General features: G+C 68.4%; 19 protein-coding genes and 1 other RNA gene. 17 read left to right on the forward strand and 3 right to left on the reverse strand.

The window, feature by feature from the left end; all coding sequences use genetic code 11:
* The first annotated feature begins 95 nt into the window (after positions 1-95).
* Positions 96-1,706, forward strand: a complete 1,611-nt coding sequence (gene aceF, locus FURADRAFT_RS00250) for a dihydrolipoyllysine-residue acetyltransferase (RefSeq protein ID WP_008952070.1) — start codon at positions 96-98, stop codon at positions 1,704-1,706.
* A gap of 198 nt (positions 1,707-1,904) precedes the next feature.
* Positions 1,905-3,686 carry a dihydrolipoyl dehydrogenase gene (lpdA, locus tag FURADRAFT_RS00255; protein WP_008952071.1) on the forward strand — a complete coding sequence of 594 codons (1,782 nt, stop codon included), beginning with the start codon at positions 1,905-1,907 and terminating at the stop codon, positions 3,684-3,686.
* A gap of 428 nt (positions 3,687-4,114) precedes the next feature.
* On the opposite strand, the gene FURADRAFT_RS00260 is transcribed toward lpdA, so the two are convergent.
* Entirely contained in the window at positions 4,115-4,318 is a 204-nt protein-coding gene (locus FURADRAFT_RS00260) for a DUF3079 domain-containing protein (RefSeq protein ID WP_008952072.1), read from the reverse strand.
* Between the two features lie 157 nt (positions 4,319-4,475).
* Here FURADRAFT_RS00260 and FURADRAFT_RS00265 point away from each other — a divergent pair, with 157 nt between their 5' ends.
* Both FURADRAFT_RS00265 and FURADRAFT_RS00270 read left to right on the forward strand, forming a co-directional pair.
* Positions 4,476-6,245, forward strand: a complete 1,770-nt coding sequence (locus tag FURADRAFT_RS00265; RefSeq protein ID WP_008952073.1) for an autotransporter assembly complex protein TamA — start codon at positions 4,476-4,478, stop codon at positions 6,243-6,245.
* Between the two features lie 9 nt (positions 6,246-6,254).
* The gene (locus tag FURADRAFT_RS00270) at positions 6,255-10,079 is read left to right on the forward strand and encodes a translocation/assembly module TamB domain-containing protein (RefSeq protein ID WP_008952074.1); all 3,825 of its coding nucleotides are present in this window, start codon (positions 6,255-6,257) and stop codon (positions 10,077-10,079) included.
* Here the strand turns inward: FURADRAFT_RS00270 and FURADRAFT_RS00275 are convergent.
* Positions 10,065-13,229: a bifunctional diguanylate cyclase/phosphodiesterase gene (locus tag FURADRAFT_RS00275; protein ID WP_008952075.1), complete on the reverse strand. Its 3,165-nt coding sequence runs from the start codon at positions 13,227-13,229 to the stop codon at positions 10,065-10,067. The genes FURADRAFT_RS00270 and FURADRAFT_RS00275 overlap by 15 nt on opposite strands.
* A 106-nt stretch (positions 13,230-13,335) precedes the next feature.
* Between FURADRAFT_RS00275 and rnpB the strand changes: the two genes are divergently transcribed.
* From rnpB to yedA, 10 genes are all read left to right on the forward strand, one after another.
* An RNA gene (gene rnpB / locus FURADRAFT_RS19865) (RNase P RNA component class A) lies at positions 13,336-13,741 on the forward strand.
* Between the two features lie 185 nt (positions 13,742-13,926).
* Positions 13,927-14,955: a tRNA dihydrouridine synthase DusB gene (gene dusB, locus FURADRAFT_RS00280; RefSeq protein ID WP_008952076.1), complete on the forward strand. Its 1,029-nt coding sequence runs from the start codon at positions 13,927-13,929 to the stop codon at positions 14,953-14,955.
* A 36-nt stretch (positions 14,956-14,991) separates the two neighbouring features.
* Positions 14,992-15,228 (forward strand): helix-turn-helix domain-containing protein, encoded by a 237-nt coding sequence (locus FURADRAFT_RS00285; RefSeq protein WP_008952077.1) that lies wholly within the window; start codon positions 14,992-14,994, stop codon positions 15,226-15,228.
* Positions 15,229-15,302: 74 nt separating this feature from the next.
* Entirely contained in the window at positions 15,303-16,880 is a 1,578-nt protein-coding gene (gene purH / locus FURADRAFT_RS00290) for a bifunctional phosphoribosylaminoimidazolecarboxamide formyltransferase/IMP cyclohydrolase (protein WP_040652105.1), read from the forward strand.
* A 57-nt stretch (positions 16,881-16,937) separates the two neighbouring features.
* Positions 16,938-17,480, forward strand: a complete 543-nt coding sequence (pagP, locus tag FURADRAFT_RS00295; RefSeq protein ID WP_236261501.1) for a lipid IV(A) palmitoyltransferase PagP — start codon at positions 16,938-16,940, stop codon at positions 17,478-17,480.
* A 51-nt stretch (positions 17,481-17,531) separates the two neighbouring features.
* Positions 17,532-18,812: a phosphoribosylamine--glycine ligase gene (gene purD / locus FURADRAFT_RS00300; RefSeq protein WP_008952080.1), complete on the forward strand. Its 1,281-nt coding sequence runs from the start codon at positions 17,532-17,534 to the stop codon at positions 18,810-18,812.
* Positions 18,813-19,084: 272 nt separating this feature from the next.
* On the forward strand, positions 19,085-19,813 hold the full coding sequence (locus tag FURADRAFT_RS00305) for a substrate-binding periplasmic protein (protein ID WP_008952081.1): 729 nt from the start codon (positions 19,085-19,087) through the stop codon (positions 19,811-19,813).
* A 166-nt stretch (positions 19,814-19,979) separates the two neighbouring features.
* On the forward strand, positions 19,980-20,495 hold the full coding sequence (locus FURADRAFT_RS00310) for an L-threonylcarbamoyladenylate synthase (protein WP_008952082.1): 516 nt from the start codon (positions 19,980-19,982) through the stop codon (positions 20,493-20,495).
* Positions 20,496-20,546: 51 nt separating this feature from the next.
* Positions 20,547-21,197 (forward strand): protein TolQ, encoded by a 651-nt coding sequence (gene tolQ, locus FURADRAFT_RS00315; RefSeq protein WP_008952083.1) that lies wholly within the window; start codon positions 20,547-20,549, stop codon positions 21,195-21,197.
* Positions 21,198-21,348: 151 nt separating this feature from the next.
* Positions 21,349-22,230: a drug/metabolite exporter YedA gene (gene yedA / locus FURADRAFT_RS00320; RefSeq protein WP_008952084.1), complete on the forward strand. Its 882-nt coding sequence runs from the start codon at positions 21,349-21,351 to the stop codon at positions 22,228-22,230.
* Here the strand turns inward: yedA and FURADRAFT_RS00325 are convergent.
* Complete coding sequence (locus FURADRAFT_RS00325; RefSeq protein ID WP_008952085.1) at positions 22,227-22,667, reverse strand: Lrp/AsnC family transcriptional regulator; 441 nt, start codon at positions 22,665-22,667, stop codon at positions 22,227-22,229. The two genes, yedA and FURADRAFT_RS00325, sit on opposite strands and share 4 nt — an antisense overlap.
* Positions 22,668-23,085: 418 nt before the next feature.
* Here FURADRAFT_RS00325 and phoB point away from each other — a divergent pair, with 418 nt between their 5' ends.
* The 3 genes from phoB (at position 23,086) to tal (ending at position 26,245) form a co-directional block, all read left to right on the forward strand.
* Positions 23,086-23,775 (forward strand): phosphate regulon transcriptional regulator PhoB, encoded by a 690-nt coding sequence (phoB, locus tag FURADRAFT_RS00330; RefSeq protein WP_008952086.1) that lies wholly within the window; start codon positions 23,086-23,088, stop codon positions 23,773-23,775.
* A gap of 11 nt (positions 23,776-23,786) precedes the next feature.
* On the forward strand, positions 23,787-25,091 hold the full coding sequence (gene phoR / locus FURADRAFT_RS00335; RefSeq protein ID WP_008952087.1) for a phosphate regulon sensor histidine kinase PhoR: 1,305 nt from the start codon (positions 23,787-23,789) through the stop codon (positions 25,089-25,091).
* 95 nt (positions 25,092-25,186) lie between these two features.
* Positions 25,187-26,245 (forward strand): transaldolase, encoded by a 1,059-nt coding sequence (gene tal / locus FURADRAFT_RS00340; protein ID WP_008952088.1) that lies wholly within the window; start codon positions 25,187-25,189, stop codon positions 26,243-26,245.
* Positions 26,246-26,339 lie beyond the last annotated feature (94 nt).

A 26,339-nucleotide genomic window follows, 5' to 3' on the forward strand; every position in this document is an offset into this window, starting at 1 on the left:
GGAATGCGGGGGAGGGCACGGCCCTCCCCCTGCTCCGCGTACCGAATCGACGCGGGGCGTCGTGCTGACGTCCCGCTGCACTTGAGAAAGCAACCATGAGCAATCTCATCGAATTGAAAGTACCCGACATCGGCGGTCACGATAACGTCGACGTCATCGAACTGTTCATCCAGCCCGGCGCCACCGTGGCGCTGGACGACTCGCTGATCACGCTGGAAACCGACAAGGCCACCATGGAAGTCCCGGCGAGCGCCGCCGGCGTCGTCAAGCAGGTGCTGGTCAAGGTGGGCGACAAGGTCAGCGAAGGCAGCGTGATCGCGCTGGTGGAAGCCGCTGGCGCCGCTGCCGTCGCAGCCCCGGCCACAGCTCCGGCGCCTGCCGCCGCACCCGCCGCGGCCCCGGCTGCCACCGGCCGCGTCGAGATCACCGTGCCGGACATCGGCGGCCACGCCGGCGTCGACGTCATCGAGGTGACGGTGAAGCCGGGCGACGTGATCGCCATCGACGATTCGCTGATCACGCTGGAAACCGACAAGGCCACCATGGAAGTGCCGGCCACTACCGCCGGCAAGGTGCTGGAAGTGAAGGTCAAGGTAGGCGACAAGGTCAGCCAGGGCGACCTGATCGTGGTGGTGGAAGGCGCGGCTTCGGCCAACGTGGCGGCGGCTCCGGCTGCCGCTGCCGCCCCGGTTGCCGCCGCACCCGCTCCGGCCGCCGCTCCGGCTCCGGTTGCCGCCGCGCCCGCCGCCGTGGCGCCGGCCGCCAGCGCCAAGATCGACGAGGCCGCCTTCAGCAAGGCGCACGCCGGTCCGTCGGCACGCCGCTTCGCGCGCGAACTGGGCGTCGACCTGGGCAAGGTCCAGGGCTCCGGCCGCAAGGGCCGCATCGTCGAGGCCGACATCAAGGCCTTCGTCAAGGGCGTGCTGAGCGCCCCGCCGGCCGCCGCCCCGGCCGCTGGCGGCAGTGGCACGGGTCTCGACCTGCTGCCGTGGCCGAAGGTCGATTTCGCCAAGTTCGGCCCGATCGAAACCAAGCCGCTGAGCCGCATCCAGAAGATTTCCGGCGCCAACCTCTCCCGCAACTGGGTGATGATCCCGCACGTGACGTTCAACGACGAGTGCGATATCACCGAGCTGGAAGACTTCCGCAAGACCATCGGCAAGGAATGGGAAAAGTCCGGCCTGAAGATCAGCCCGCTGGCCTTCATCATCAAGGCCGCCGCCGAGGCGCTGAAGGCGTTCCCGACCTTCAACAGCTCGCTCGACGGCGACAACCTGGTGCTCAAGCAGTACTACCACATCGGCTTTGCCGCCGACACGCCGAACGGCCTGGTGGTCCCGGTGATCAAGAACGTCGATCAGAAGGGCATCAAGCAGATCGCCAAGGAACTGACCGATCTGTCGCTGCTGGCACGCGAAGGCAAGCTCAAGCCGACCGACATGCAGGGCGCCACCTTCACCATCTCCAGCCTGGGCGGCATCGGCGGCACCGGCTTCACGCCGATCGTCAACGCGCCGGAAGTGGCCATCCTCGGCGTCTGCAAGAGCCAGATCAAGCCGGTGTGGAACGGCAAGGACTTCGCGCCGCGCCTGATGTGCCCGCTGAGCCTGTCGTTCGATCACCGCGTGATCGACGGCGCCGCCGCGGCGCGCTTCACCGTGCACCTGGGCAAGCTGCTGTCCGACGTGCGCCGTCTGATCCTCTGAGTTCGCGGATAAATCGACCGCGCCGCCCAAGCCGCGTCCCGGATGCCCGCCGTACCGTTGTACGGCCGGGCCCCGCGACCCCGCCCTGGGCGGCTCGCAACGATTTCTTCGCCAGCTCCCTGGTTCACATGACGATGGGACGCCGCACCGGCGGGCCCATCCCACATTCCTCATTCCACGCTTAGGGATAGAAACTCCATGAGCAATCTGATCGAACTGAAAGTCCCGGACATCGGCGGCCACAGCAACGTGGACATCATCGAGGTGTTCGTCAAGGCCGGCGACGTGGTCGCGGTGGAAGACTCGCTGATCACGCTGGAAACCGACAAGGCCACCATGGAAGTGCCGGCCAGCCACGCCGGCAAGATCGTCGAGCTGAAGGTCGCCGTCGGTGGCAAGATCAGCGAAGGCGACGTGATCGCTATCGTCGAGGCGGTGGGCGCCGCGGCCGAAGCGCCGAAGGCCGCACCGGCTCCGGCCGCTGCCGCGCCGCAAGCTGCCGCACCGGTCGCCGCGCCGCAGGCTGCCAGCCACGCCGGCGGTGCCGACATCGAATGCGACGTGCTGGTGCTGGGCGCCGGCCCGGGGGGCTACTCCGCCGCCTTCCGCGCCGCCGACCTCGGCCTCAACGTGGTGCTGGTGGAGCGCTACGCCACCCTGGGTGGCGTCTGCCTCAACGTCGGCTGCATCCCATCGAAAGCCTTGCTGCACAACGCGGCGGTGATCGATGAAGTGAAGCACCTGGCGGCCAACGGCATCAAGTTCGCCGAGCCGGAAATCGACATCGACATGCTGCGCGGCTACAAGGAAAAGGTCATCGGCAAGCTCACCGGCGGCCTCGCCGGCATGGCCAAGGCGCGCAAGGTGCAAGTGGTGCGCGGCGTCGGCAGCTTCCTCGACCCGCATCACCTGCAGGTGGATACCACCGAAGGCGCGGGCCAGGCCAAGACCGGTGCCAAGCAGACCATCAAGTTCAAGAACGCCATCATCGCCGCCGGCAGCCGCGTGGTGAACCTGCCGTTCATCCCGCAGGACCCGCGCATCGTCGATTCCACCGGCGCGCTGGAACTGAAGGCCGTGCCGAAGAAGATGCTGATCATCGGCGGCGGCATCATCGGCCTGGAAATGGGCACGGTGTACTCCACGCTGGGCGCGCGCCTGGACGTGGTGGAAATGCTGGACGGCCTGATGCAGGGCGCCGACCGCGACCTGGTCAAGGTGTGGGAGAAGATGAACGCCCACCGCTTCGACAACATCATGACCAGCACCAAGACCGTGGCGGTCGAGGCCAAGGAAGACGGCATCTACGTGACGTTTGAAGGCGCCAAGGCCCCGGCCGAGCCGCAGCGTTACGACCTGGTGCTGGTGGCCGCCGGCCGTGCGCCGAACGGCAAGCTGATCGCGGCCGAGAACGCCGGTGTCGCCGTGACCGACCGCGGCTTCATCGAGGTCGACAAGCAGCAGCGCACCAACGTGCCGCACATCTACGCCATCGGCGACATCGTCGGCCAGCCGATGCTGGCGCACAAGGCGGTGCACGAGGCGCACGTGGCGGCGGAAAACTGCGCCGGCGGCAAGTCCTACTTCGACGCCCGCGTGATTCCGGGCGTGGCCTACACCGATCCGGAAGTGGCCTGGGTCGGGGTGACCGAGGAAATCGCCAAGCGCGACGGCATCAAGATCGAGAAGTCGGTATTCCCGTGGGCCGCCTCCGGCCGCGCCATCGCCAACGGCCGTGACGAAGGCTTCACCAAGCTGATCTTCGACGCCGAGACGCATCAGGTGATCGGCGGCGCCATCGTCGGCACCCACGCCGGCGACATGCTGGGTGAGATCTGCCTGGCGATCGAAATGGGCTGCGACGCCACCGACATCGGCAAGACCATTCACGCTCACCCCACCCTGGGCGAGAGCATCGGCATGGCCGCCGAAGTGGCGCACGGCACGTGTACCGACCTACCGCCGCAGCGCAAGAAGTAAGCGCAGCGGCAGCAAAAGACAAAGCGGCGGGCCATCCCGCCGCTTTTGTTTTGGTCCTGCCGGAATGAGGTGTTGAGAATCGCTCGGCGTGCACGGCAAACCCACGCCGCTCCAGGCTTTCGGCAGATAGCCTGAAAGCGAGGGCGCTACGGAAGACGCAACAGGTCACGCCGACAGCGCCTTTGTGTTGGTGGCGTGTGCCGTTGGCCAGAATCCGCCGGGGGCGACGGCGTGCCGGGAGAGGGCCCGCGGGTGCGACCGCCAGCAGGGCGCTGGTGGCGAACGCCAAGAGGGGGCGACGGTGCGGCGGAGCTGGCATGACCTGCGGTGTGCCGGCCTTGGTCCCTACGTGTCTTTGTGCGCGGCCAGGCGGTGTTGCCGGCCACGGCCAGCGCCGCCATGCGGCGGAGAAGCCTTGGATGACCGGGCTAGGGCGCGGCGGGCGGCGTGGTCGCCGTGAAGTCGTTGCTGTCGCTCTCCGGTTCGGCCCAGCCGGGGCCGAACAGTTCGATCGGGTGCTGGGTGCGATCGGAGCCGTTGCCGCAGCGCAACTCGTCGACCGAGCAATACTTGTCGCAGCCCCAGCAGATGCGCTCGGGGTGCGCGGGATGCAAGGGAAACTTTTTTGCCATGATGAGCTACCTACACTGAAGGGGCGGCCGCCGTTGGGGCGGTGTCGCCATTTTCGCATCCTGTTTCGTGTTATTCCTTGACCTGGAGCAGGGTCTCCCGCCATCGACGCGCCGCCGGGGCTCGCCCCTTGTGCGGGCTTTCTTTACCATGAGGCTCATGACGTTCCCCCACCCCCTCCGTCTGGCCGCGCTGGCGCACGCCATGCTGCTGGCCGCCGTGCTCGCTGGCGCCGCGCCGGCCTGGGCGGCGCTGCCCTACAGCGTGGCGATCGACGCGCCGGACGAGATTGCGGTCTTGCTGCGCGAGCACCTCGATTTCGTGGCCGGCGAGAACGAGCCGGAGATGGACGAGGCGCAGCTCGAGACGCTGCGGCGCGAGGCGCCGGGGCAGGCGCAGGCCTTGCTGGAGACCGAGGGCTACTTCTCCGCCAAGGTGCGTCTCGACGAGGACAGCCACACGCCGCGCCGCTACCGCCTGGTGGTGGAACCGGGCGAGCCGGTGCTGATCGACGACGTCACGCTGCGTCTCGCCGGGCCGGTGAGGTTGGCCGAAGACTACCCGCGGCGGCTGGCGCGTGCGCTCGAGCTGTGGCCGCTGCCGACCGCGGCGCGCTTCCGCCAGGCCGAGTGGGACAGCGGCAAGCGCGTGCTGTTGCGCCAGTTGCAGGTCGACGGCTACCCGCTGGCCAGGATCGCCACCAGCCGTGCCGACGTCGATCCGGCGACGCACCGCGCCACCCTCACGGTGGAGCTCGACAGCGGTGAGCCGGTAGCGTTCGGCGCCATTGCCGTGAGCGGCCTCAAGCGCTACCCCGAGGACGTGGTCACCGGCATGGCGCGTTTCCGCCCCGGCACCCCGTACACCCTGCAGGGACTGCTCGATTACCAGTCGGCGCTGGAGCAGTCGCCGTACTTTTCCAGCGTGGTGGTGAGCACCGACATGAGCCGTGTCGCCGACGGCCGCGTGCCGGTGGACGTGGCGGTTGAGGAGCTGCCGCGCCAGAAGCTGACGCTGGGCCTGACCTACGAGGCCGACGAGGGACTCGGCGCGCGCATCGGCTACGACCACTACAACCTGTTCCAGCGCGGCTACATCGGCTCGGTGCTGCTGGAGCACAAGCCCAGCGAGCAGGCGCTCAAGTTCGGCCTGAGCTTTCCGCGCCAGTCCGACGGCTACTCGCACAGCGTCAACGCCGCCTTCAAGCACAGCGACGTGCAGGGGCTGAAGACCGACGCGCTGGAGGGCGGGCTGTGGCGCATCCGCAGCAACGGCGCGATCGAATCGCGCATCGGCCTGGAGTACCTGCTGGAGCAGGAAAGCGTGGCCGACGTGCTGAACCGCGACAACAAGGCGCTGCTGGTGAGCTACGGCTGGACGCGGCGCCAGCTCGACGACGTGCGCCGTCCACGCGCCGGCACGCTGATCGACCTGCAGCTCTCCTCCACGCTGGGCGATACGCTGTCGAGCGCCGCCTTCGTGCGCGGCTACGGCAAGCTGGTGCATTACTGGACCCCGCGCAAGGAGTGGGGCACGCTGATCAGCCGGCTGGAGCTGGGCGAGGTGTTCAGCAACAACCCCGAGCGCGTGCCGACCTCGCGCCTGTTCCGCACCGGCGGCGCCACCAGCGTGCGCGGCTACGATTACCTCGCCCTGGGCCTGCCCGGTCCGGACGGCTCGGTGCTGGGCGGGCGGGTGATGGCGGTGGGCAGCCTGGAATATCAGATCCCGGTCAGTCGCGACTGGTCCGTGGCGCTGTTCCACGACGCCGGCAACGCCGCCGACCGCTGGCAGGATTTTTCGCTGCAGCACAGCAACGGCGTCGGCCTACGCTGGATGAGCCCGGTGGCGCCGCTGGCGCTGGATATCGCCAAGGCGCAGCAAGATGGCGGCATCCGCTGGTACCTGAGCCTGGGGCTGGCCTTCTGATAGCACGCCATGACGCAAGCGCATCCCGATTCTCCTGACGACACTCCGGCTTCGGCCAACCCGCCGCCGCACCGTGGCTGGCGGCCGCTGCGCTGGCTGGCGGCCGGCGCGTTGGCGCTGCTGCTGGCGCTGGCGGCGTTCGCCGGCTGGGTCACCGCCAGCGGGCAGGGTTTCGCCTGGGCCTGGCGCACGGCCGCCGAGCTCAGCCATGGCCGGCTCGGCGTGGGCGCGGTGCGCGGTACGCTATGGCAGGGCTTCGAGCTGCAGCGCTTGCGCTGGCAGGACCCGGCGCAGCGGCTCGAGGTGGAGCGGCTGCGCCTCGACTGGCAGCCCTCGGCGCTGTGGCGGGGCACGCTGCACCTGACGCGGCTGGAACTGGGGCACGTGCGGCTGACCAGCCTGGCCGCCGCCGCGCCTGCCGCGCCGCCGCAACTGCCGGCGTCGCTGGCCCTGCCGCTGACGGTGGAGCTGGACCGCTTCGCGCTCGCCAGCCTGACGCTGCTGCCGGGCGACGTGCGCCTGTACGACGTCGCCGGCGCCTACCGTTACCAGGGCGGGCGGCACCAGGTGCAACTGGCGCGGCTGAACTCGCCGTGGGGCGGCGGCGGCGCGGCGTTGACGCTGGCCGATGCCCGTCCGTTCGCGCTCTCCGGCACGCTCTCGGCGCGCGGCACGCTGGAGCAGGTGGCGATCAAGGCCGACCTCGCCCTGGCGGGCAGCCTGGCCGATCTGCAGGCACGCGGCACCGTTGCCGGACGCGGGCTGCTGGCGGAGGTGTCCGGACGCTTCGACCCGTTCGCCGCGTCGGCGCTGAACCGTTTCCGCCGCCTCGACGTGCGCGTCGGCGGCGTCAATCCCCAGGCGCTGCAGCCATCCTGGCCCAAGGCGCGGCTCAACTTCGCGGTGTACGCCGAGCCGGCCGCCGGCGCCACGGTGGCGGGCGGACTGTCGCTGATCAACAGCGAGGCCGGCGCGCTGTCTGCCGGGCAACTGCCGCTGGCCTTCCTCGCCGGCGAGTTCCGCGTCCGCGGCCAACGCCTGACGCTGAACGCGCTGCAGGCGCAGCTGGCCGGCGGCGGCCGGGTGGCGCTGAACGGGACCCTCGACGCGCAGGCGCTGGCGCTCACGGCGCGGCTGCAGGATGTGGCGCTGCGCGCCCTGCACGCCAGCGCGCCGGACCAGACCGTGGGCGGCACGCTGACCCTGGACGGGACCCCGGCGAAGCCGACGCTGAGCGCGGCGCTGCAGAGCCGGCAGCTGGCGCTGGAGGCGCGCCTGGCGCGGGAACCGGGGGCGGCCCAGGCGCTGCGGCTGGAGCGCCTGCAACTTACCGCCGGCGGCGGTCGGCTGGCGCTGAGTGGCCGCGTCGAGCTGCAGCAGGCACGCCGCTTCGAACTGTCCGGGGCGCTGGAAAAGGCCGACCCGGCGCGCTTCCTCAAGGGGGCGCCGGTGGGCGACCTCAACGCCCGGCTGACGGCGCGCGGGCAGCTGGCGGCCCCGCTCGCCGCCACGCTGCGGCTGCAGTTCGCCCCGAGCCGGCTTTCCGGCGCGCCGCTGACCGGCCGTGCCGAGCTGGACCTGCAGCCGGGCCGGCTCAAGCGTCTCGACGCCGACCTGCGCCTGGCGGACAACCGCCTGCAGGCCGCCGGCGCCTACGGCGCGGCGGGCGACCGGCTGAAGCTGCTGATCGACGCCCCCAACCTGCGCCTGCTGGGGCCGGGTTTCACCGGCCGTATCGGCGGCCAGCTCGATCTCGCCGGCACGCCCAAATTGCCGCTGCTGTCGGCCAACCTCAAGGCGGAACGGCTGGCGCTGCCGGGCGGTGTCGGCGTCGAGGCGCTGACGCTGGCGGGCGAACTGCAGGCCGACACCGCCAGCCCGTTCCGCGTGCAGCTCGCCGCCCAGCAGCTGCGGCTGGGCGAGTTCGGCGCCAGCACGCTGCGCCTCAACGCCGTCGGCCAGCGCAACCGCCACCGTATCGAGCTGGATGGCCGGCTCACCCTCAAGCAGCGCCCCTATGCCCTGGCGCTGCGCGCCAACGGCGGCCTGGCGGCGGGCTCCACGCAATGGCAGGGCACGCTGCAGACGCTGCAGCTGGCCGGCCAGCCCGGCCTGACGCTGCTCGCCCCGGCCAGCTTGAGCGTGGGGCCGCAGCGGCTGGAGCTGGGCGCGGCACGGCTGGCCATGCTGGGGGGGCAGGTCGAACTGCAGCAACTGCGCCGCGATGCCAGCGGCCTGTTGAACACGCGCGGCCGGGCGGCCGGCCTCCGCCTCGCCGAGCTGGCGCCGCTGCTGGCGCTGCCGGTGCAGCAGACGCTGGTGGTGTCCGGCGACTGGGCGTTGTCCGGGCGCGGTGTGCCGCAGGGCCAGCTCAACCTGCAACGCGTCGGCGGCGACGTCTGGCTGCCCGGCAGCAACGGCCGCCCGCTGGCGCTGGAGCTCGGCACCAGCCGGGTCGGGCTGCGCCTCGACGCCAACCGCGCCCAGCTCGAGCTGCAACTGCAAAGCCGCTACCTCAACGCCAGCGGCAACGGCGCGCTGCCGTTGGCGGGCGGCATCGACGGCCGCACCCCGCTCGCCGCCAGCTTGCGGCTCGAGGTACCGGCGCTGAAGGCGCTGGCCGGGCTGGCCGGGCCGGGCCTGGAGCTGGGCGGGCAGCTGGCCGCCAACGTCACCCTGAGCGGTCCGCTCGCCGCGCCGCTGGCCTACGGCCGCCTCGACGGCAAGGGGCTGCTGTTCGCCGACCGCAAGACCGGGCTGAGGTTGGCCGAAGGCGTGCTGGAGGCGCGCCTGGACGGGCGCCGCCTGCTGCTTGACCGGCTGCGTTTCGCCAGCGGCGAGGGCGAGGCGCTGGCGAGCGGCGCACTCGATCTCAAGGACCGCGGTCCCGACGCCACGGTGCGGCTGAGCCTGAAGCGCTTCAGCGTGTTCGACCGTCCCAATCGCCGGCTGGTGGTCTCCGGCGACAGCGACATCCTGTTCGTCGACAACAAGCTCACGCTGACGGGACGCCTGCGCGCCGACCAGGGGCGGGTGGAGTTGCCCAAGCAGGGCACGCCGCAGCTGTCCGACGACGTGCATGTGGTCGGACGCGAGGCGCCGCCGCCGTCGGCGCTGGCCACGCTGCCGGTGACGGTGCGCCTCGACCTCGACCTGGGCGAACGGTTCCGCTTCACCGGGCAGGGGCTGGACGTGGAATTGAGCGGGGTGGTGCACGTCAGCGCCGCGCCCGGCGAGGCGCCGGCGGCGCGTGGCCAGGTGCGCGTGGTGAAGGGGCGTTACAAGGCCTACGGCCAGGACCTCGACATCGAATACGGCACCATCACCTTCACCGGTTCGCTCGACAACCCGGCGCTCAACGTGCGCGCCAAGCGCCGCCTGTCGCCGGTCGGGGCCGGGGTGGAAGTGGGCGGCAGCGTCGCCGCGCCGAGCGTGCGCCTGATCGCCGACGAGGCGCTGTCGGAACGCGACAAGCTGTCCTGGCTGGTGCTCGGGCGCGCCTCGGTGGGCGGCAGCGACGACGCCTCGCTGGCCGCCGCCGCCGGGGCGTTGCTGGCCGGCACCATCAACGACCGCATCGGCCTGTTCGACGACCTCGGCCTGGTCAACCAGCAAGGCAAGACCCTGGCCGACGGCACGGTGAGCCCGGCGGAGCAGGTGGTGACGGTGGGGCGGCAGCTGACGCGCACTCTCTACCTCGGCTACGAGTACGGCATCGCCAGCGCCAGCCAGGCGCTCAAGATGTCCTACCAGTTGTCCAAGGGCTGGTCGCTGGTGCTGCGCGCCGGCACCACCGCCTCGCTGGAAACGCGCTATACGCTACGCTTCGACTGAGTTTGCCCCGGCCAGCTGCGCCGTCAGCTCGCCAGCGCTTTGCGGCCGCCCGGTGAGGTAGCCCTGCACCACGTCGCAGCCGGCTTGGGCCAGGAAGTCGAGCTGTTCCTCGCTTTCCACGCCTTCCGCCAGGGTCTGCATGCCGAGCGCCTCGGCCAGCTGCACGATGGCGCTGACGATGGCGGCGTCGTCGCGGTTGTCGGGCAGGTTCATCACGAAGGCGCGGTCGATCTTGATCAGGTCGGGCGAGAAGCGCTTGAGGTAGGTCAGGCTGGAATAGCCGGTGCCGAAATCGTCCACCGCCAGGTGGATGCCGCGTTCCTTGAAGGCCTGCAGGTGGCGCACCGCCTGTTCTGCGTCCTCCATCAGCGTGCTCTCGGTCACTTCCAGCTCCAGCCAGCAGCTGGGCAGGCGGTGGCGCGCCAGCGCCGCCTCGACTTCGGCGAGCAGATCCGGCTGGCCCAGCTGCCGGGCCGAGACGTTCACCGCCACCCGCAGTGGAGTGCCGGCGGCGAGCCAGGCGGCGGCCTGGCGGCAGGCCTCGTCCAGCACCCAGCGTCCGATCTCCACGATCAGGCCGGTCTCTTCCGCCAGCGGGATGAAGCGTGCCGGCGAGATCAGCCCCTGCTCCGGGTGTTGCCAGCGCAGCAGCGCCTCGCAGCCGACCAGGCGCCGGTTGTCGATGGCGAACTGCGGCTGGTACACCAGGTACAGCTGTTGCCGCTCCAGGGCCTGGCGCAGGTGGTTTTCCAGCGTCAGCCGCTCCGCCACCTGGGCGTTCAGCTCCGGGGTGAAGAACTGGTAGCGATTCCGCCCCTGCGCCTTGGCGTGGTACATCGCCAGGTCGGCGCTGACCAGCAGCTCCTGCAGCTCGCTGCCGTTGTCGGGGAAGAGGCTGATGCCGATGCTGGTGCTGATCGCCAGCGCCTGACCGTCGATCTGGAACGGCCGGCGCAGGTCGTCGAGCAGGCGCTGCGCCAGTTGCGCCGCCTCGGCCGGAGAAGCCAGCTCGGGCACGATCAGCACGAACTCGTCGCCGCCGTTGCGGCCCACGGTATCGCTGCCGCGCACCGTGTGCTGTAGGCGCTGCGCCACCTGCTTGAGCAGCTCGTCGCCGTGGGCGTGGCCCAAGGTGTCGTTGATGTTCTTGAAGTGGTCGAGGTCGAGGAACAGCACGGCGAGCCGGTTCTTCTGGCGCGCGGCGGCGCGGATGGCCTGCGCCAGCCGGTCGTGGATCAGCGCGCGGTTGGGCAGGTCGGTGAGGAAGTCGTGCTCGGCCATGTGGCGGATGTGGGCTTCCTGCTCCTTGCGCTCGCTGATGTCGGAGAACAGCGCCACGTGGTGGCTGACCTGTCCCGCCTCGTCCCGCAGCAGCGAAATGCTCAGCCATTCCGGGTAGATGGTGCCGTCCTTGCGCCGGTTCCAGATTTCCCCGGCCCAGTGGCCGCGCTGCGCCAGCTGCTGCCACATCTTCTGGTAGAACGCGGGCGGCTGGCGCCCGGACGACAGCAGCGACGGCTGCCGGCCGATCGCCTCCTGCGCCGAGTAGCCGGTGATGTCGGTGAAGGCGCGGTTCACCATGACGATGTGGTTGCTGGCGTCGCTGATCACGATGGCCTGGCTGCTGGTGTCGAAGATCTTGGCGGCCAGCCGCTGCTGCTGCTCCGCCTGCTGGCGCCGGCTCATGTCGCGCGCGCGCAGCGAACGGTAGGCGTGGTCCTGGTACTGCATGCTGGTGAGGCTGACTTCGAACGGCACGTCGTCCAGCACGGTTTCGTAGGTCAGCGGCAGCGGCTGGTCCGACGGCGGCAGCAGCGCGGCGAGGCGTGGCCCGCGCTGGGCCGGGTCGTCCCCCAGCAAGGCGGCTGCGGCGGCGTTGAGGTAGCGCGGCGCGCCGTCCTCGTCGAGCAGCAGCACCACATCGCTGGCGTGATCGGTCATGAAGCGCGACAGCTGCAGGTCGCGCGAGCGCTCGCCCAGTTCCTCCAGGCTGTGCTCCAGATCGCGGTGATAGTGTGCGATCAGCCCCTTGATCCAGCGGTTCAGCCACCACGAGAACAACACCGCGCTGAGCAACGCCAGCAGCGTGATCAGCCCGGTGGCGCTGATCTTGCCGGCCAGCTCGCGCCGCAGCGACTGCTGCCGGCTCAGGCGCTCGGTCTGCATGCGCTCGGACAGCGAGGCGGTGCTGATCAGCGTCCAGCCCCAGCCCGGCAGGTGCAGGGTGAAGGCCGGCTGGCTCTGCGGCTCGGCCGAGCCCGTGCCCGGCAGCATGATCGAAGTGCTCTCGGTGCGCGGGCCGTGTTCCAGGACGCGGGCCAGCGAACGGGCGATGGCGGCGGGCAACTGGCGGTAGTCGCGCCCCTGCCATTGCGGCTGGCCGGGGAACAGCAGCACCCGGCCGGCGGCGTCGAGGATCAGCAGCTGGTCGTTGCGGTCGCGCACGCTGCCGCCCAGCACGGTCAGGCCCTGTCGTTGCATGTCCTGGTCCACGCTGGCGATGTATTCGCCGGCGCCGATCAGCCAGCCGAAGCGCTCGAAGCGCCGCGCGTAGGCGATCTTGTCGGTCATCTCGGTGCTGCCCGGCGCGAACCAGCGATAGCGCGTGAACCCGGCGCCGGACGGCCGGTTCACCACGCGCAGCAGGTTCTGCATGATGTAGGTGCCCTGGTCGTCGCGGTTGTCGAGTAGCGAGCTGCCTTCCCGTTCCGGCGCTGTCGGCAGCAGCACGCAGCGTCCATCCAGGGTGTCGATGAAGATATAGCCGCGGCCGTCGAAGAAGCGCAGCGGGCGCAGCGTCTCGCGGATCAGGGCGCGCAGCTGGTCGGGCGGCAGCCGCTCGTGCTGCTGTTGCCAGAGGCTCTCGGCGAGGGTGTAGGCCTGGTCGACCTGCTGGCGCAGGCGGCGTTCCAGCGTGCTTTCGGTCTGATGGCGCAGCGACTCCAGCAGCGCGGCCGCCTGCTCGCCGTGGGCGCGCAGGTCGGCCTCGACGTCCTTCAGAACCTCCTGCTCCTGTTGCTGCTGCGCGCGCGCGAAATCCTGCTCCTGGCTGTACAGGAAATAGCCGGTCAGGCTGCCTGCGAGCAGGAAGATGATGAGCAGTGTGCCGGCCAGCTGCAAATGCGCCAGCCGTTCCTGGGTAAGCTGCATGAAGAAAAACCGGTGGGGGGGTGACGGATTATACCTTCTTCATGAAGCCGGCCCGCGAAAATATCCCTCAGGCTTGGCCGGGTTCTGAGGTAAAATGGCAACGCGGGGAGTCAGTCAGACAGTCGCCGCGTGCCTTCAGGCACGGGGAGGAAAGTCCGGGCTCCGCAGAGCAGGATGCCGGTTAACGACCGGACGCCGCGAGGCGATGGAAAGTGGAACAGAGAGCTGAACCGCCGATGGCCTTGGCAACAGGGATCAGGCAAGGGTGAAAAGGTGTACCGGTCAGGCGCAAGCCGGGCCGGACGGGCGGGGAAACCTGCCTGCGGTAAGAGCGCACCGCGTCCGTGGCAACACGCGACGGCAGGCTAAACCCCATCCGGAGCAAGACCAAATAGGGGGGCGCTAACGTGGCTCGCGTTGTCCCCGGGTAGGTTGCTTGAGCCGGCCAGCAATGGTCGGCCTAGAGGAATGACTGTCCACGACAGAACCCGGCTTACCGGCTGACTCCCCGTCCCCCTCCCCGCGCCATGTCATGAGGCGGCAGCGCTCGACCCGCTTGGGCGCGCACGCCGGCCGCACGCGCGCCCTTATTCCGCCGCTATCGAGCCTGCTCAAAAAGTAGGCAAAATGTTTTTTACCCGCCGGGCAAAAAGCATTACAATGCCGCCCTCTCGCCGCTAAATCCTTGATAAAACAGATGCGCATCGGACCGTACACCCTGAAGAACCGGCTCATCGTCGCGCCCATGGCCGGGGTGACGGACCGCCCGTTCCGCATGCTGTGCAAGCGACTGGGGGCGGGGATGGCGGTATCCGAGATGATCACCTCCAACAAGGCCTTGTGGACCACCGCCAAGACCTTGCGCCGCGCCAATCACGACGGCGAGGTGGAGCCGATCTCGGTGCAGATCGCCGGCGCCGATCCGGCGCAGATGGCGGCGGCGGCGCGCCTCAACGTCGAGCAGGGCGCGCAGATCATCGACATCAACATGGGCTGCCCGGCCAAGAAGGTGTGCAACGTCGCCGCCGGCTCCGCGCTGTTGCGCGACGAGGCGCTGGTGGGGCGCATCCTCGAGGCCGTGGTGCAGGCGGTGGACGTGCCGGTGACCTTGAAGACCCGTACCGGCTGGAGCCGCGAACACAAGACCGCGCTCAGGGTGGCGCGCCTGGCCGAAGACTGCGGCATCGCCGCGCTGGCGCTGCACGGCCGCACGCGCGAGGACATGTACCACGGCGCGGCGGAGTACGACACCATCCGCGCCGTGAAGCAGGCGATTTCGATCCCGCTGATCGCCAACGGCGACATCGACTCGCCGCAGCGGGCGCGCCAGGTGCTCGACTACACCGGCGCCGACGCCATCATGATCGGCCGCGCCGCGCAGGGGCGGCCGTGGATTTTCCGCGAGATCCAGCATTACCTCGAAACCGGTGAAACCCTGCCGGCGCCGACGGTGGCGGAAATCCGCCAGCTGCTGCTGGAGCACCTGGACGAGCTGTACGGTTTTTACGGCGAGTACTCCGGCTGCCGCATCGCGCGCAAGCACATCGCCTGGTACACGCGCGGCCTGCGCGGCTCCAACGAGTTCCGCCAGGCGATGTACCGCCTGGAAGACACCGCAGGGCAGCGCGCCGCGGTGGCGGATTACTTCGACCGGCTGGCCGGCGCCTCCGAGCGCCTCGAGTACGTGGAAGCCATGGGGGGCGCGGACCTGGCCCTGGCGGGCTGAGACCGCGCTCAGACAACTGACGACAGAACAACAACCATGCAGAACAACGATCACATTTCCCAGTCGGTACGGCTGGCCATGGAGCAATACTTCCGCGATCTCGACGGCGAGGTGCCCTCGGCCATCTACGACATGGTGCTGGCCTGCGTGGAGAGGCCCCTGCTCGAGGTGGTGCTGTCGCACACCCAGGGCAACCAGACGCGCGCGGCGGAGTTGCTGGGGCTCAACCGCAACACGCTGCGCAAGAAAATGAAGAGTTACGACCTGATCTAGAATGGGAAAGCAGGCCACCCTCACCGGGCGCCTGCTTTCGGATTTTTATGACTTCCTTGAGTGGTAGATTAACGATGACCAAGATCGAACGTGCGCTGATCAGCGTTTCCGACAAGACCGGCGTTCTCGAATTCGCCCAGACCCTGGCCGGCTTCGGCGTGCATATCCTGTCGACCGGCGGCACCGCCAAGCTGCTGGCCGAAGCCGGCGTGCCGGTGACCGAAGTGTCCGACTACACCGGCTTCCCCGAGATGCTGGACGGCCGCGTCAAGACGCTGCATCCGAAAGTGCACGGCGGCATCCTCGGCCGACGCGATCTGCCCGAGCACGTGGCCAAGATGGCCGAACACGGCATCGGCAACATCGACCTGGTGTGTGTCAACCTGTACCCGTTCGAAGCCACCATCGCCAACCCGGACTGCCCGCTGGAAGACGCCATCGAGAACATCGACATCGGCGGCCCGACCATGGTGCGCTCCGCCGCCAAGAACTGGGCGCACGTCGCCATCGTCACCGACGCGGCCGACTACGCCACCCTGGCCGACGAACTGAAGGCCAACGACGGCCAGCTGTCCAAAGCCACCCGCTTCGAGCTGGCCAAGAAGGCGTTCACCCACACCGCGGCCTACGACGGCGCCATCTCCAACTACCTGACCAGCCTGGCCGCCGGCTCGCTGGCCGGGGTGCCGGAACGCACCGCCTTCCCGAACCGCCTGAACACCCAGTTCGTCAAGGTGCAGGACATGCGCTACGGTGAGAACCCGCACCAGGCCGCCGCCTTCTACCGCGACCTCGACCCGGCCGCCGGCTCCATCGCCAACTACCGCCAGCTGCAGGGCAAGGAACTGTCCTACAACAACATCGCCGATTCCGACGCGGCGTGGGAAGCGGTGAAGACCTTCGAGCAGCCGGCCTGCGTCATCGTCAAGCACGCCAACCCGTGCGGCGTGGCCGTCGCGGCCGACCCGCTCACCGCCTACCGCCTGGCCTTCGCCACCGACACCACCTCGGCCTTCGGCGGCATCATCGCCTTCAACCGCCCGGTCGACGCCGAAACCGTGGAAGCCGTGACCGGCCAGTTCCTCGAAGTGCTGATCGCCCCGGCCTTCAGCGACGAGGCCAAGGCCGTCATCGCCGCCAAGAAGAACGTGCGCGTGCTGGAGATTCCGCTGGAAGCCGGCGCCAACCGCTTCGAACTGAAGCGTGTCGGCGGCGGCGTGCTGGTGCAGACCCCGGACATCCGCAACGTCGGCCTGGACGAGCTCAAGGTGGTGACCAAGCGCGCCCCGACCGAGCAGGAAATGAGCGACCTGCTGTTCGCCTGGCGCGTCGCCAAGTACGTCAAGTCCAACGCCATCGTGTTCTGCAAGAATGGCCAGACCGCCGGTATCGGCGCCGGCCAGATGAGCCGTGTGGACTCCACCCGCATCGCCGCGCGCAAGGCGCAGGACGCCGGCCTGACGCTGCAGGGCGCGGTGGCCTCGTCGGACGCCTTCTTCCCGTTCCGCGACGGCATCGACGTCATCGCCGAGCAGGGCATCAAGGCCATCATCCAGCCGGGCGGTTCGATGCGCGACGAGGAAGTGTTCGCCGCCGCCGACGAGCATGGCATCGCCATGGTGCTGACCGGTGTGCGCCACTTCCGCCACTGAGCGCGGCGAACCACGAGAAAGGTTGGCCGAAGCGCGCTTCGGCCACACATGACCGCCATGAGCCGCTCCGTCCTGTTCACCCTGCTGCTGGCCAGCGCCGTCCCGGCCTGGGGCTGCAGTGACGGCGACGGCTGGCTCGACGCGGCCTGCCGCCGCGTCGATCAGGTGTGGCAACAAGGGCAGGGCGAGGTCTACCTGCCCGGCTACGCCTACCACCTGCGCAGCGCCTACCGGCCGGAGAAGATCGACTCGTTCAACGAACAGGCCTGGGGTTTCGGTCTGGGGCGTGGCCTGGTCGACGACGACGGCGACTGGCACGGCCTCTACGCCATGGCCTTTCTCGACTCGCACAACGATCTCGAGCCGATCGCCGGCTACGCCTACCAGAGCCGGCACCACTTCAGCGAGAACTGGCAGGCCGGGCTCGGTTTCACCGCCTTCCTCACCTCGCGCTCGGACACCCTGCATTACTTCCCGGTGCCGGGCGTGCTGCCGCTGGCGTCGGTGCAGTACAAGCGGCTGGCGTTGATGGGGACCTACATCCCCGGCGGCAAAGGCAACGGCAACGTGGTCTTCCTGTTCGCCCGTTACGGTTTTTGAGTGTGCCCGGCCTGGTCCGGGCACCGTCATTGAAAGATTGAGGAAACACAGATGAAAGTGATGGTTATCGGTTCCGGCGGGCGCGAACACGCCCTGGCCTGGCGTATCGCCAAGTCGCCGCGCGTGTCCAAGGTATTCGTCGCGCCCGGCAACGCCGGCACCGAACTCGACCCACACCTGACCAACGTGGCGATCAGCGCGATTCCGGAGCTGATCGCCTTCGTCAAGCAGGAGAAGATCGAGCTCACCGTGGTCGGTCCGGAAGCGCCGCTGGCCGCCGGCGTGGTCGACGCCTTCCGCGCCGAAGGGCTGAAGATCTTCGGCCCGACCCAGTACGCCGCGCAGCTGGAAAGCTCCAAGGACTTCGCCAAGGCGTTCATGAAGCGCCACGGCATCCCCACCGCCGGCTACGAGACCTTCACCGACGCCGCCGCGGCGCACGCCTACGTCGACGGCAAGGGTGCGCCGATCGTGATCAAGGCCGACGGTCTGGCCGCCGGCAAGGGCGTGGTGGTGGCGCTGACGCTGGACGAGGCGCACGCCGCCATCGACGACATGCTGGTCGGCAACAAGATGGGCAGCGCCGGTGCCCGCGTGGTGATCGAGGACTTCCTGGAAGGCGAGGAAGCCAGCTTCATCGTCATGGTCGACGGCGAGCACGTGCTGGCCATGGCCACCAGCCAGGACCACAAGCGCCTCAAGGACAACGACGAGGGCCCCAACACCGGCGGCATGGGCGCCTACAGCCCGGCACCGGTGGTGACCCCGGACGTGCACGCGCGCGTGATGCGCGAGATCATTCTGCCGACGGTGCAGGGCATGAAGAAGGACGGTCACGAGTACACCGGCTTCCTCTACGCCGGGCTGATGATCGACCAGGACGGCAATCCGTTCACCATCGAGTTCAACTGCCGCTTCGGCGACCCGGAAACCCAGCCGATCATGGCGCGCCTGAAGTCCGACTTCACCGTGCTGCTTGAGGCCGGCGTCAACGGCCAGCTCGACCGCGTCGAGGCGGAGTGGGACCGGCGCGTGGCGCTGGGTGTGGTGCTGGCGGCCGAAGGCTACCCGGAAAGCCCGCGCAAGGGCGACCTGATCGACGGCCTGTCCAAGGCCAGCGACGACGACGCTGTAGTGTTCCACGCCGGTACGGCGTTCGACGGCGAAGGCCGCGTGGTCACCAACGGCGGTCGCGTGCTGTGCGTGGTGGGCCTGGGCGACAGCGTGCGCATGGCGCAGGGCAAGGCCTACGCCGTGGCCGACCAGATCCGCTTCGCCGGCAAGCAGCTGCGTCGCGACATCGGCAGCAAGGCGTTGCACCGGCGCGGCTGAGAACGGTGCGCTTGTGGATAAAGCGACGGCACGCTCCAATTCCGGCCCTGTGATGCTCGCCGCACCATGTGTACGGCGGCATCGTTACTCGCCTCTTTGGGGCGAACCGGCTTTAGCGCCGCGGCCCTGAGCACAGGGAATCCTTGTGGGAGGGTTTCTTTCACAAGCCATACCTGCTCCAAGGCATTAGACGGCACCCTCGGGTGCCGTTTTTCATTGGCAGCGCCGCGCCATGGGCCATACTGAATCATCCGTGGAAACAGGAGCATATCATGGCCCGTCGCTACCTGATCGCCGTCCTGTGTGCGCTGTTCGCCCTGACCGGCCATGCCGGCGCCGCTCCCAAACCCTTGCGCGTGCTCACCGAGTCGTACCCTCCCTACAACATGAGCGCCAAGAACGGCAGCGTGGTGGGACTGTCGACCGATATCGTGCGTGAGATGATGAAACGCGCCCGCGTGCCCTACACCATCGAGCTGCAGCCGTGGGTGTGGGCCTTCACCAACGCGCGCGACAATCCCGCCACCTGCGTCTACTCCACCACCCGCAGCGAGGATCGCGAGGCGCAGTTCAAGTGGGTCGGACCGCTGGTCGACAACCCCTGGGTGCTGTTCGCGCGCAACGACGACACGCGCCCGGTGCGCGCACTGGAAGACGTCCGCCCCTACCTCTTGGGCGGCTACGTCGGCGATGCCACCGCCCAGTTCCTGATGAGCAACGGCTACCGCGTCGAACTGGTGCCGGCCGACATACTCAACATGCGCAAGCTGGCCGACGGCCGCATCGACTACTGGGCCACCGGCAAGTACCAGGGCGCGTATCTCGCGGCACAGCAGAAGCAGGTCGGCATCCACCCGGTGCTCACCTTCAAGACGGTGCAGCTCTATCTCGCCTGCAACAAGTCTACCGACGACGCGCTGATCCAGAAGCTCAACACCAGCCTCGGCGGTATGCGCGAGGAAGGCGTGATACAGAAGATCGTCGACCGCTACCTGCATTGAAGCGGCCGGGTTTTGCGGGACGCCGCCGCCGGGGCGGCGGCGGCTCTGCTAGAATGGCGCTTTTGCCGTCACCCCCATCGTCATGAGTCGTCCTCTTACCCCGCCGCGTGGGCGCCGGGCCTTGCCGCGCCTGCCCGCCGTTGCGCTGTTGCGGAGGGCCAGGGCTGTGCTGCAGCAGGGCGGTGTGCTGGCCTATTCCACCGAATCCTGTTTCGGCCTGGGGTGCGATCCGTTCAATGTTGCAGCGATCCGCCGCGTGCTGGCGCTCAAGGCACGCCCCAACCACAAGGGCCTGATCGTGATTGCCGCCTCGCTGGCGCAGGTGCGTCCGCTGATCCGCCCGTTGTCGGCGGCCGAGGAAGCGGAACTTGCCCGCTACTGGCCTGGTCCTTATACCTTTTTGCTGCCGGCCTCGCCGCGCGTCCCGCCGCTGCTGCGCGGGCGGCACGACAAGATCGCGGTGCGGGTGACCGCGCACGGCGAGGCGGCGGCGCTGTGCCGCGCGCTGGGGACGGCGCTGGTGTCGACCTCGGCCAACCGCGCCGGGCAGACGTCGCTGAAAACCGCACAAGCCTGCCGCCGCGCCTTCGGTGCCGCGGTCTTGACGTTGCCGGGACGCATCGGCGGCAGCCGCCGTCCCTCCACCATCATCGATTTTGAAACCGGCCGCGTGCTCCGCTGAAGCGCACGCGCCGTTTGTAACGAGGAACTAGCTTTGCAACCGATTTCTTTCATGAGCCTGATCCTGAACGCCAGCCTGGTGGTGCAACTGGTCATGCTGGGGCTGGCGCTGCTGTCGGTGCTGTCGTGGACGCTGATCATCAGCAAGCTCGGCACGCTGCGCTCGGCACGGCGCCACAGCGAAAGCTTCGAGCAGAATTTCTGGGGCGGCACCGACCTCAACCGGCTGTACGAGGATGCACGCCAGCAGGGCGACACCGTCGGCATGGAGCGCATCTTCCAGTCCGGCTTCGCCGAGTTCCTCAAGCAGCGCGGCCGTAGCGGCGCCGAGCTGTCCGACATCATGGACGGGGCGCGCCGCGCCATGCGCGCCGCCGCCCAGCGCGAGCTCGACCGCCTCGACAGCCACACTTCGTTCCTCGCCACGGTCGGTTCGGTGAGCCCCTACATCGGCCTGTTCGGCACGGTGTGGGGCATCATGCACGCCTTCATCGGCCTCGGTAACGCCGGCCAGGCGACGCTGTCGACGGTGGCGCCCGGCATCGCCGAGGCGCTGGTGGCCACCGCCATCGGCCTGTTCGCGGCGATTCCGGCGGTGGTGGCTTACAACCGCTTCGCCGCCGACGTCGACCGCCTGGCGTCGCGCTTCGACACCTTCATGGAAGAGTTCTCCAACATCCTGCAGCGTCTCGCCACGCGCTGAGAACCTGCCCGCGATACCGGCTTCGGCCTAGCCGCCAAGGTTGGCCGAAGCCACTGTTCGCCTGCGCGAACAGTCTTGTCGCGTCCACCTGCCTTGTATTTCGTGCCGGCAGTGGGATGATGTCATCCTGTTTCCGATGCGATGTCCTGCCATGTCCCCGCGCCGCGTGCCTCCCCTTACCCTTGCCGCCCTGCTGTCGCTCTACCTGATCTGGGGCTCGACCTACTTCGCCATCCACGTCGCCGTCGACTCGTGGCCACCGCTGTTGATGGCCGGGGTGCGCTTCGTGATCGCTGGCACCGTGCTGGCGTCGTTTCTGCTGTGGCGCGGCGAGGCCTTGCCGAACTGGCGCCAGCTCGGCAGCTCCACCCTGCTCGGCGTGCTGATGCCGGGCATGGGCAACGGCCTGGTGACGGTGGCGCAGAAGAGCGTGTCGTCCGGCGTGGCGGCGCTGATGGTGGCGACGGTGCCGCTGTTCACCACCTTGTGCGCCCGGCTGTTCGGGCAGCGCACCCGCCCGCTGGAGTGGGCCGGCATGGGGCTGGGCCTGGCCGGCATCGCGCTGCTCAACATGGGCAGCAGCCTGTCGCTGAGCCCGCTGGGCGGCATCCTGCTGTTGCTGGCCTGCGCCGGCTGGGCGCTCGGCTCGGCCTGGAGCAAGCACCTGCCGCAGCCGGGCGGCCTGATGGCGAGCGCCATGATGATGCTGATGGGCGGCATCGCGCTGCTGGTCGCCAGCGTGGCAAGCGGCGAGCGCCTGGCGGCGGTGCCCACCTTCGAAGGCTGGCTGGCGCTGGGCTACCTGGTGGTGTTCGGCTCGCTGATCGCTTACAGCGCCTATCTCTATCTGCTCGCCAACGTCAGTCCGGCCACCGCCACCAGCTACGCCTACGTCAACCCGGTGATCGCGGTGCTGCTGGGGGTGCTGTTTCTCGGGGAGCAGGTCGGCCGCCAGGAGCTGGGCGCGCTGGTGGTGATCGTGGCGGGCGTGGTGTTGATCGGCTGGAAGAAGGCCGAGCCGCGCCCCGCCTAGTCCACCGGCAGCGGCGGCAGGCGCGGCGTGATCGGGGTGTCGATGACGATCGAGGTCTTGGTGTCGCCGTACTGCATCAGCTCGGCGATCAGCGTCTGCAATGCCGCCATGGTGTCCACCGCCACCTTCAGCAGCAGGCCGCTGCTGCCGGTGATCGACTCGCACGACACGATGCCCGGCACGTCCTTGAGTTTCTCCAGCACGGCGTAGAACTCCAGGTGTTTCACCGTCAGCTCGATCACGCACTGGATCGGAAAGCCCAGCCGCGCCAGGTCCACCCCGACGTGGTAGCCGGTGATGATGCCGGCGCGCTCCAGCTTGTCGATACGGTCGGCCACCGCGGGGGCCGACAGGTTCACCCGTCGCGCCAGCTCGGCGAAGCTGAGACGGGCGTTTTCGTGCAGTGCAGCGAGAATCTTGTGATCGAATTTGTCCACTTTGGATTCGAAGGCGTTAGCCGGAAATATGCGTTGAAACGAAAATTATACCCCGGTAAATCGACGGTTTTCTTATTAATTCGGCCCCGCAGCCTACGTACAATACGTTCCGTGATGAGGCAGCGCGCTACCGTCCCGCGGGACGGCGGCACGCTCCTTGGACTGGATACGTGGACCCCCCGAGGTGTGCCCGATGCGTCGGGAGCGGTCGCTGTTCTGGTGATCTCTTTGTCCCCGGTCTCAAGTCATTTCTCTTTAGTATTGACGACGATCCTTCAAGGCCTGTCTTGCGACAGGCCTGTTTTTTTGCCTGTTTCCCCCGACTTTGTTACCGTGACTTGGCATTTCCCGGGAAATGTCATATTTCTGTAATCCCCGCTTCTTATCCTCTGGGCAGACTCTCTGCCAATGGATCATCATGCCTGCGAACATTCTGCTCGTTGAAGACGAACCGGCCATTCAGGAACTGATAGCGTTCAACCTGACCCAGGCCGGCCACCATGTGCTGCGCGCCAGCACCGCCGAGGCCGCGCTGATGCTGGTCAAGAATGCCTTGCCGGACCTGGTGCTGCTGGACTGGATGCTGCCCGGCGGCTCCGGCATCGACATCGCCAAGCGCCTGCGCGCCGACGAGCGCACGCGCCAGGTGCCGATCATCATGCTGACCGCGCGCTCCGACGAACAGGACAAGATCGTCGGGCTGGAAACCGGCGCCGACGACTACATCACCAAGCCGTTCTCGCCGCGCGAGCTGTTGGCGCGCATCAAGGCGGTGCTGCGCCGCCGTGCGCCACAAATGACCGACGACGCGGTCGAGGTTAAGGGCCTGCGGCTCGATCCGGCCACCCACCGCGTCAGCACCGATGGCAATCCGATCGACCTCGGCCCGACCGAATTCCGCCTGCTGCACTTCTTCATGACCCACCCGGAACGGGTGCACTCGCGCGCGCAGCTGCTCGACCAGGTCTGGGGCGACCACGTGTTCGTCGAGGAGCGCACCGTCGACGTGCACATCCGCCGCCTGCGCAGCTCGCTGGAAGCGACCGGGCACGATGGCCTGATCCAGACCGTGCGCGGCACCGGCTACCGCTTCTCCACGCAACAGTGAGGTAGGCTTTTTTGCGCGAATTTGCACAGCGTACGCTGCTCTGGCTGGTGGCCATCGTGCTGCTCGGGCTGGGGTTCTGGTGGGCCTCCGGCGCGCTCGACGCCTTGCTGGTGCTCTGCATCGGCCTGGGCGGCTGGCTCGCCTTCCATCTCTATCACCTCGCGCTGCTGCTGCGCTGGCTCCAGCACCCCTCGGCCGAGCGCGTGCCGGATGGTTTCGGTGCCTGGCACACGGTGTTCATCACGCTGTACCGGCAGAGCAAGATGCAAAGCCAGAGCAAGCGCAAGCTGACCAAAACCGTGGAGCGCTTCATCAACGCCGGCGAGGCGATGCCGGACGGCGTGGTGGTACTGGACGAGCACGACCGCATCGAGTGGCTCAACCCGATGGCGGTGGAGCATTTCGGGCTCGACCGCAAGCGCGACGTCGGCAACCAGATTTTCAACCTGATCCGCCAGCCGGCGTTCAACGCCTACATGAAGGCGGACCGCTTCAGCCAGCCCTTGATCCTGCGCTCCTCCCAGCCTGACGAGCGGGTGCTGAGCATCCAGCTGGTGCCGTTCGACTCCACCCGCAAGCTGATCCTGTCGCGCGACATCACCCAGCTGGAGCGGGTGCAGACGGTGCACCGCGACTTCGTCGCCAACGTCTCGCACGAGCTGCGTACGCCGTTGACGGTGATCGGCGGCTTCCTCGAGACGCTCTCCGACATGCCGGACAACCCGGCGCTGTTGCGCCAGTTCCTGCCGATGATGATGGAGCAGTCGCGGCGCATGCAGAGCCTGGTGGAGGATCTGCTGATCCTGTCGCGGCTGGAGAACAGCCCGAAGAACACCGCCAACGAGAAGGTCAACATGAGCGAGCTGCTCGACACGCTGATGGTCGAGGCCGAGGGGCTGTCGCAGGGGCGCCATCAGATCCGGCTGCAGCGCGACACGTCGCTGTGGCTGTGGGGCAACGCCCAGGAGCTGCACTCGGCGTTCGGCAACCTGGTGTCCAACGCGGTGCGCTACACCCCGGACGGCGGCGACGTCACGCTATGCTGGAAGGAGGAGGGCGAGAAGCTGGTGTTCTCGGTCAAGGACAGCGGCATCGGCATTCCGCGCGAACACATCCCGCGTCTGACCGAGCGCTTCTACCGCGTCGACCGCGGCCGCTCGCGCGGCAATGGCGGCACCGGGCTGGGACTCGCCATCGTCAAGCACGTGGTGGCGCGCCACCAGGCGCGCCTCGAGGTGCACAGCGAGCCGGAGCGCGGCAGCACCTTCAGCGTGGTGTTCAACCGCTCCCAGATGGCCGAGCCGGAAGCGGCCTGAGCGCGTGATCCTGCCCTTGGCGTGGGCCGCTGTGCCGCGCTAAGATGATCTTCCTGTTGTCATCGAATACCCCTCAACCAACCGGGAAGTACGCCATGAACCGCCTGCAAGCCATCCGTCCCTTCGGCCAACGTATCTGGCTGGACAACCTGTCGCGTGAACTGCTGGCCTCCGGCACGCTCGCGCGCCTGGTGGAGGAAGACGGCATCGCCGGCGTGACCTCCAACCCGACCATCTTCCACAAGGCCATCGCCAGCGACCCGCGCTATCAGGAAGACCTGGCCGCACTGAAACTGCGCGCGCTGGACGCCGAGCAGTGCTACGAGGCGCTGGTGATCCCGGACATCCAGGCCGCCTGCGACCTGTTGGCCCCGCAGTACCGCGCCAGCGCCGGCGACGACGGCTACGTCAGCCTGGAAGTGTCGCCGCTGTTGGCCAACGATGCCGCCGGCACTCTGGCCGCGGCGCGCCGGCTGTGGCAGGCGGTCGCTCGTCCCAACCTGATGATCAAGATTCCGGCCACCGCCGCCGGGGTGGAGGCATTGCGCACCCTGACCCGCGAGGGCGTCAACGTCAACATTACGCTGCTGTTCAGCCTGCCCCAGGTCGAGGCAGTGTGGGACGGCTACCTCGCCGGCCTGCAGCAGCGCCTGGAGGACGGCAACGACGTCAAGCCGGTCAAGGCGGTGGCGAGCTTCTTCCTGTCGCGCGTCGACAGCCTGCTCGATCCGCAGCTGGCACCAGAGCTGCAGGGCAAGGTCGCGGTGGCGCTGGCCAAGGCCGCGTACGCGCGCTACCGCCAGCGTTTCCACGGCGCCGAATTCGCCGCGCTGCGCGCCGCCGGGGCACGCCCGCAGTACCTGTTGTGGGCCAGCACCGGGACCAAGAATGCGGCCTACTCCGACGTGCTGTACGTCGCCAGCCTGATCGGCCAGGAAACCGTCAACACCGTACCGGACGCCACCCTGGCGGCGTTCCGCGACCACGGCGCCGCCGCCGAGACCCTGCCGCACGGGCTGGAGGAAGCGATGACGGTGTTGCACCGCGTCGGCGCTTCCGGTATCGACCTTGTCGCCGTCGGCGACAAGCTGCAGCAGGACGGTCTCAAGCTGTTCGTCGAGTCGTATCAGGCGCTGCTGGAGCTGACAGCCTGAGATCTGGTGAATAAATCTGCTGTGCACCTCCATTCCGGTCCTGTGATGCTCGCCGTACCACTTGTACGGCTGAGTCATTCGATCTTCCTTGGGT

The sequence above is a fragment of the Pseudogulbenkiania ferrooxidans 2002 genome, from assembly GCF_000174355.1.
Lineage (GTDB): Bacteria > Pseudomonadota > Gammaproteobacteria > Burkholderiales > Chromobacteriaceae > Pseudogulbenkiania > Pseudogulbenkiania ferrooxidans.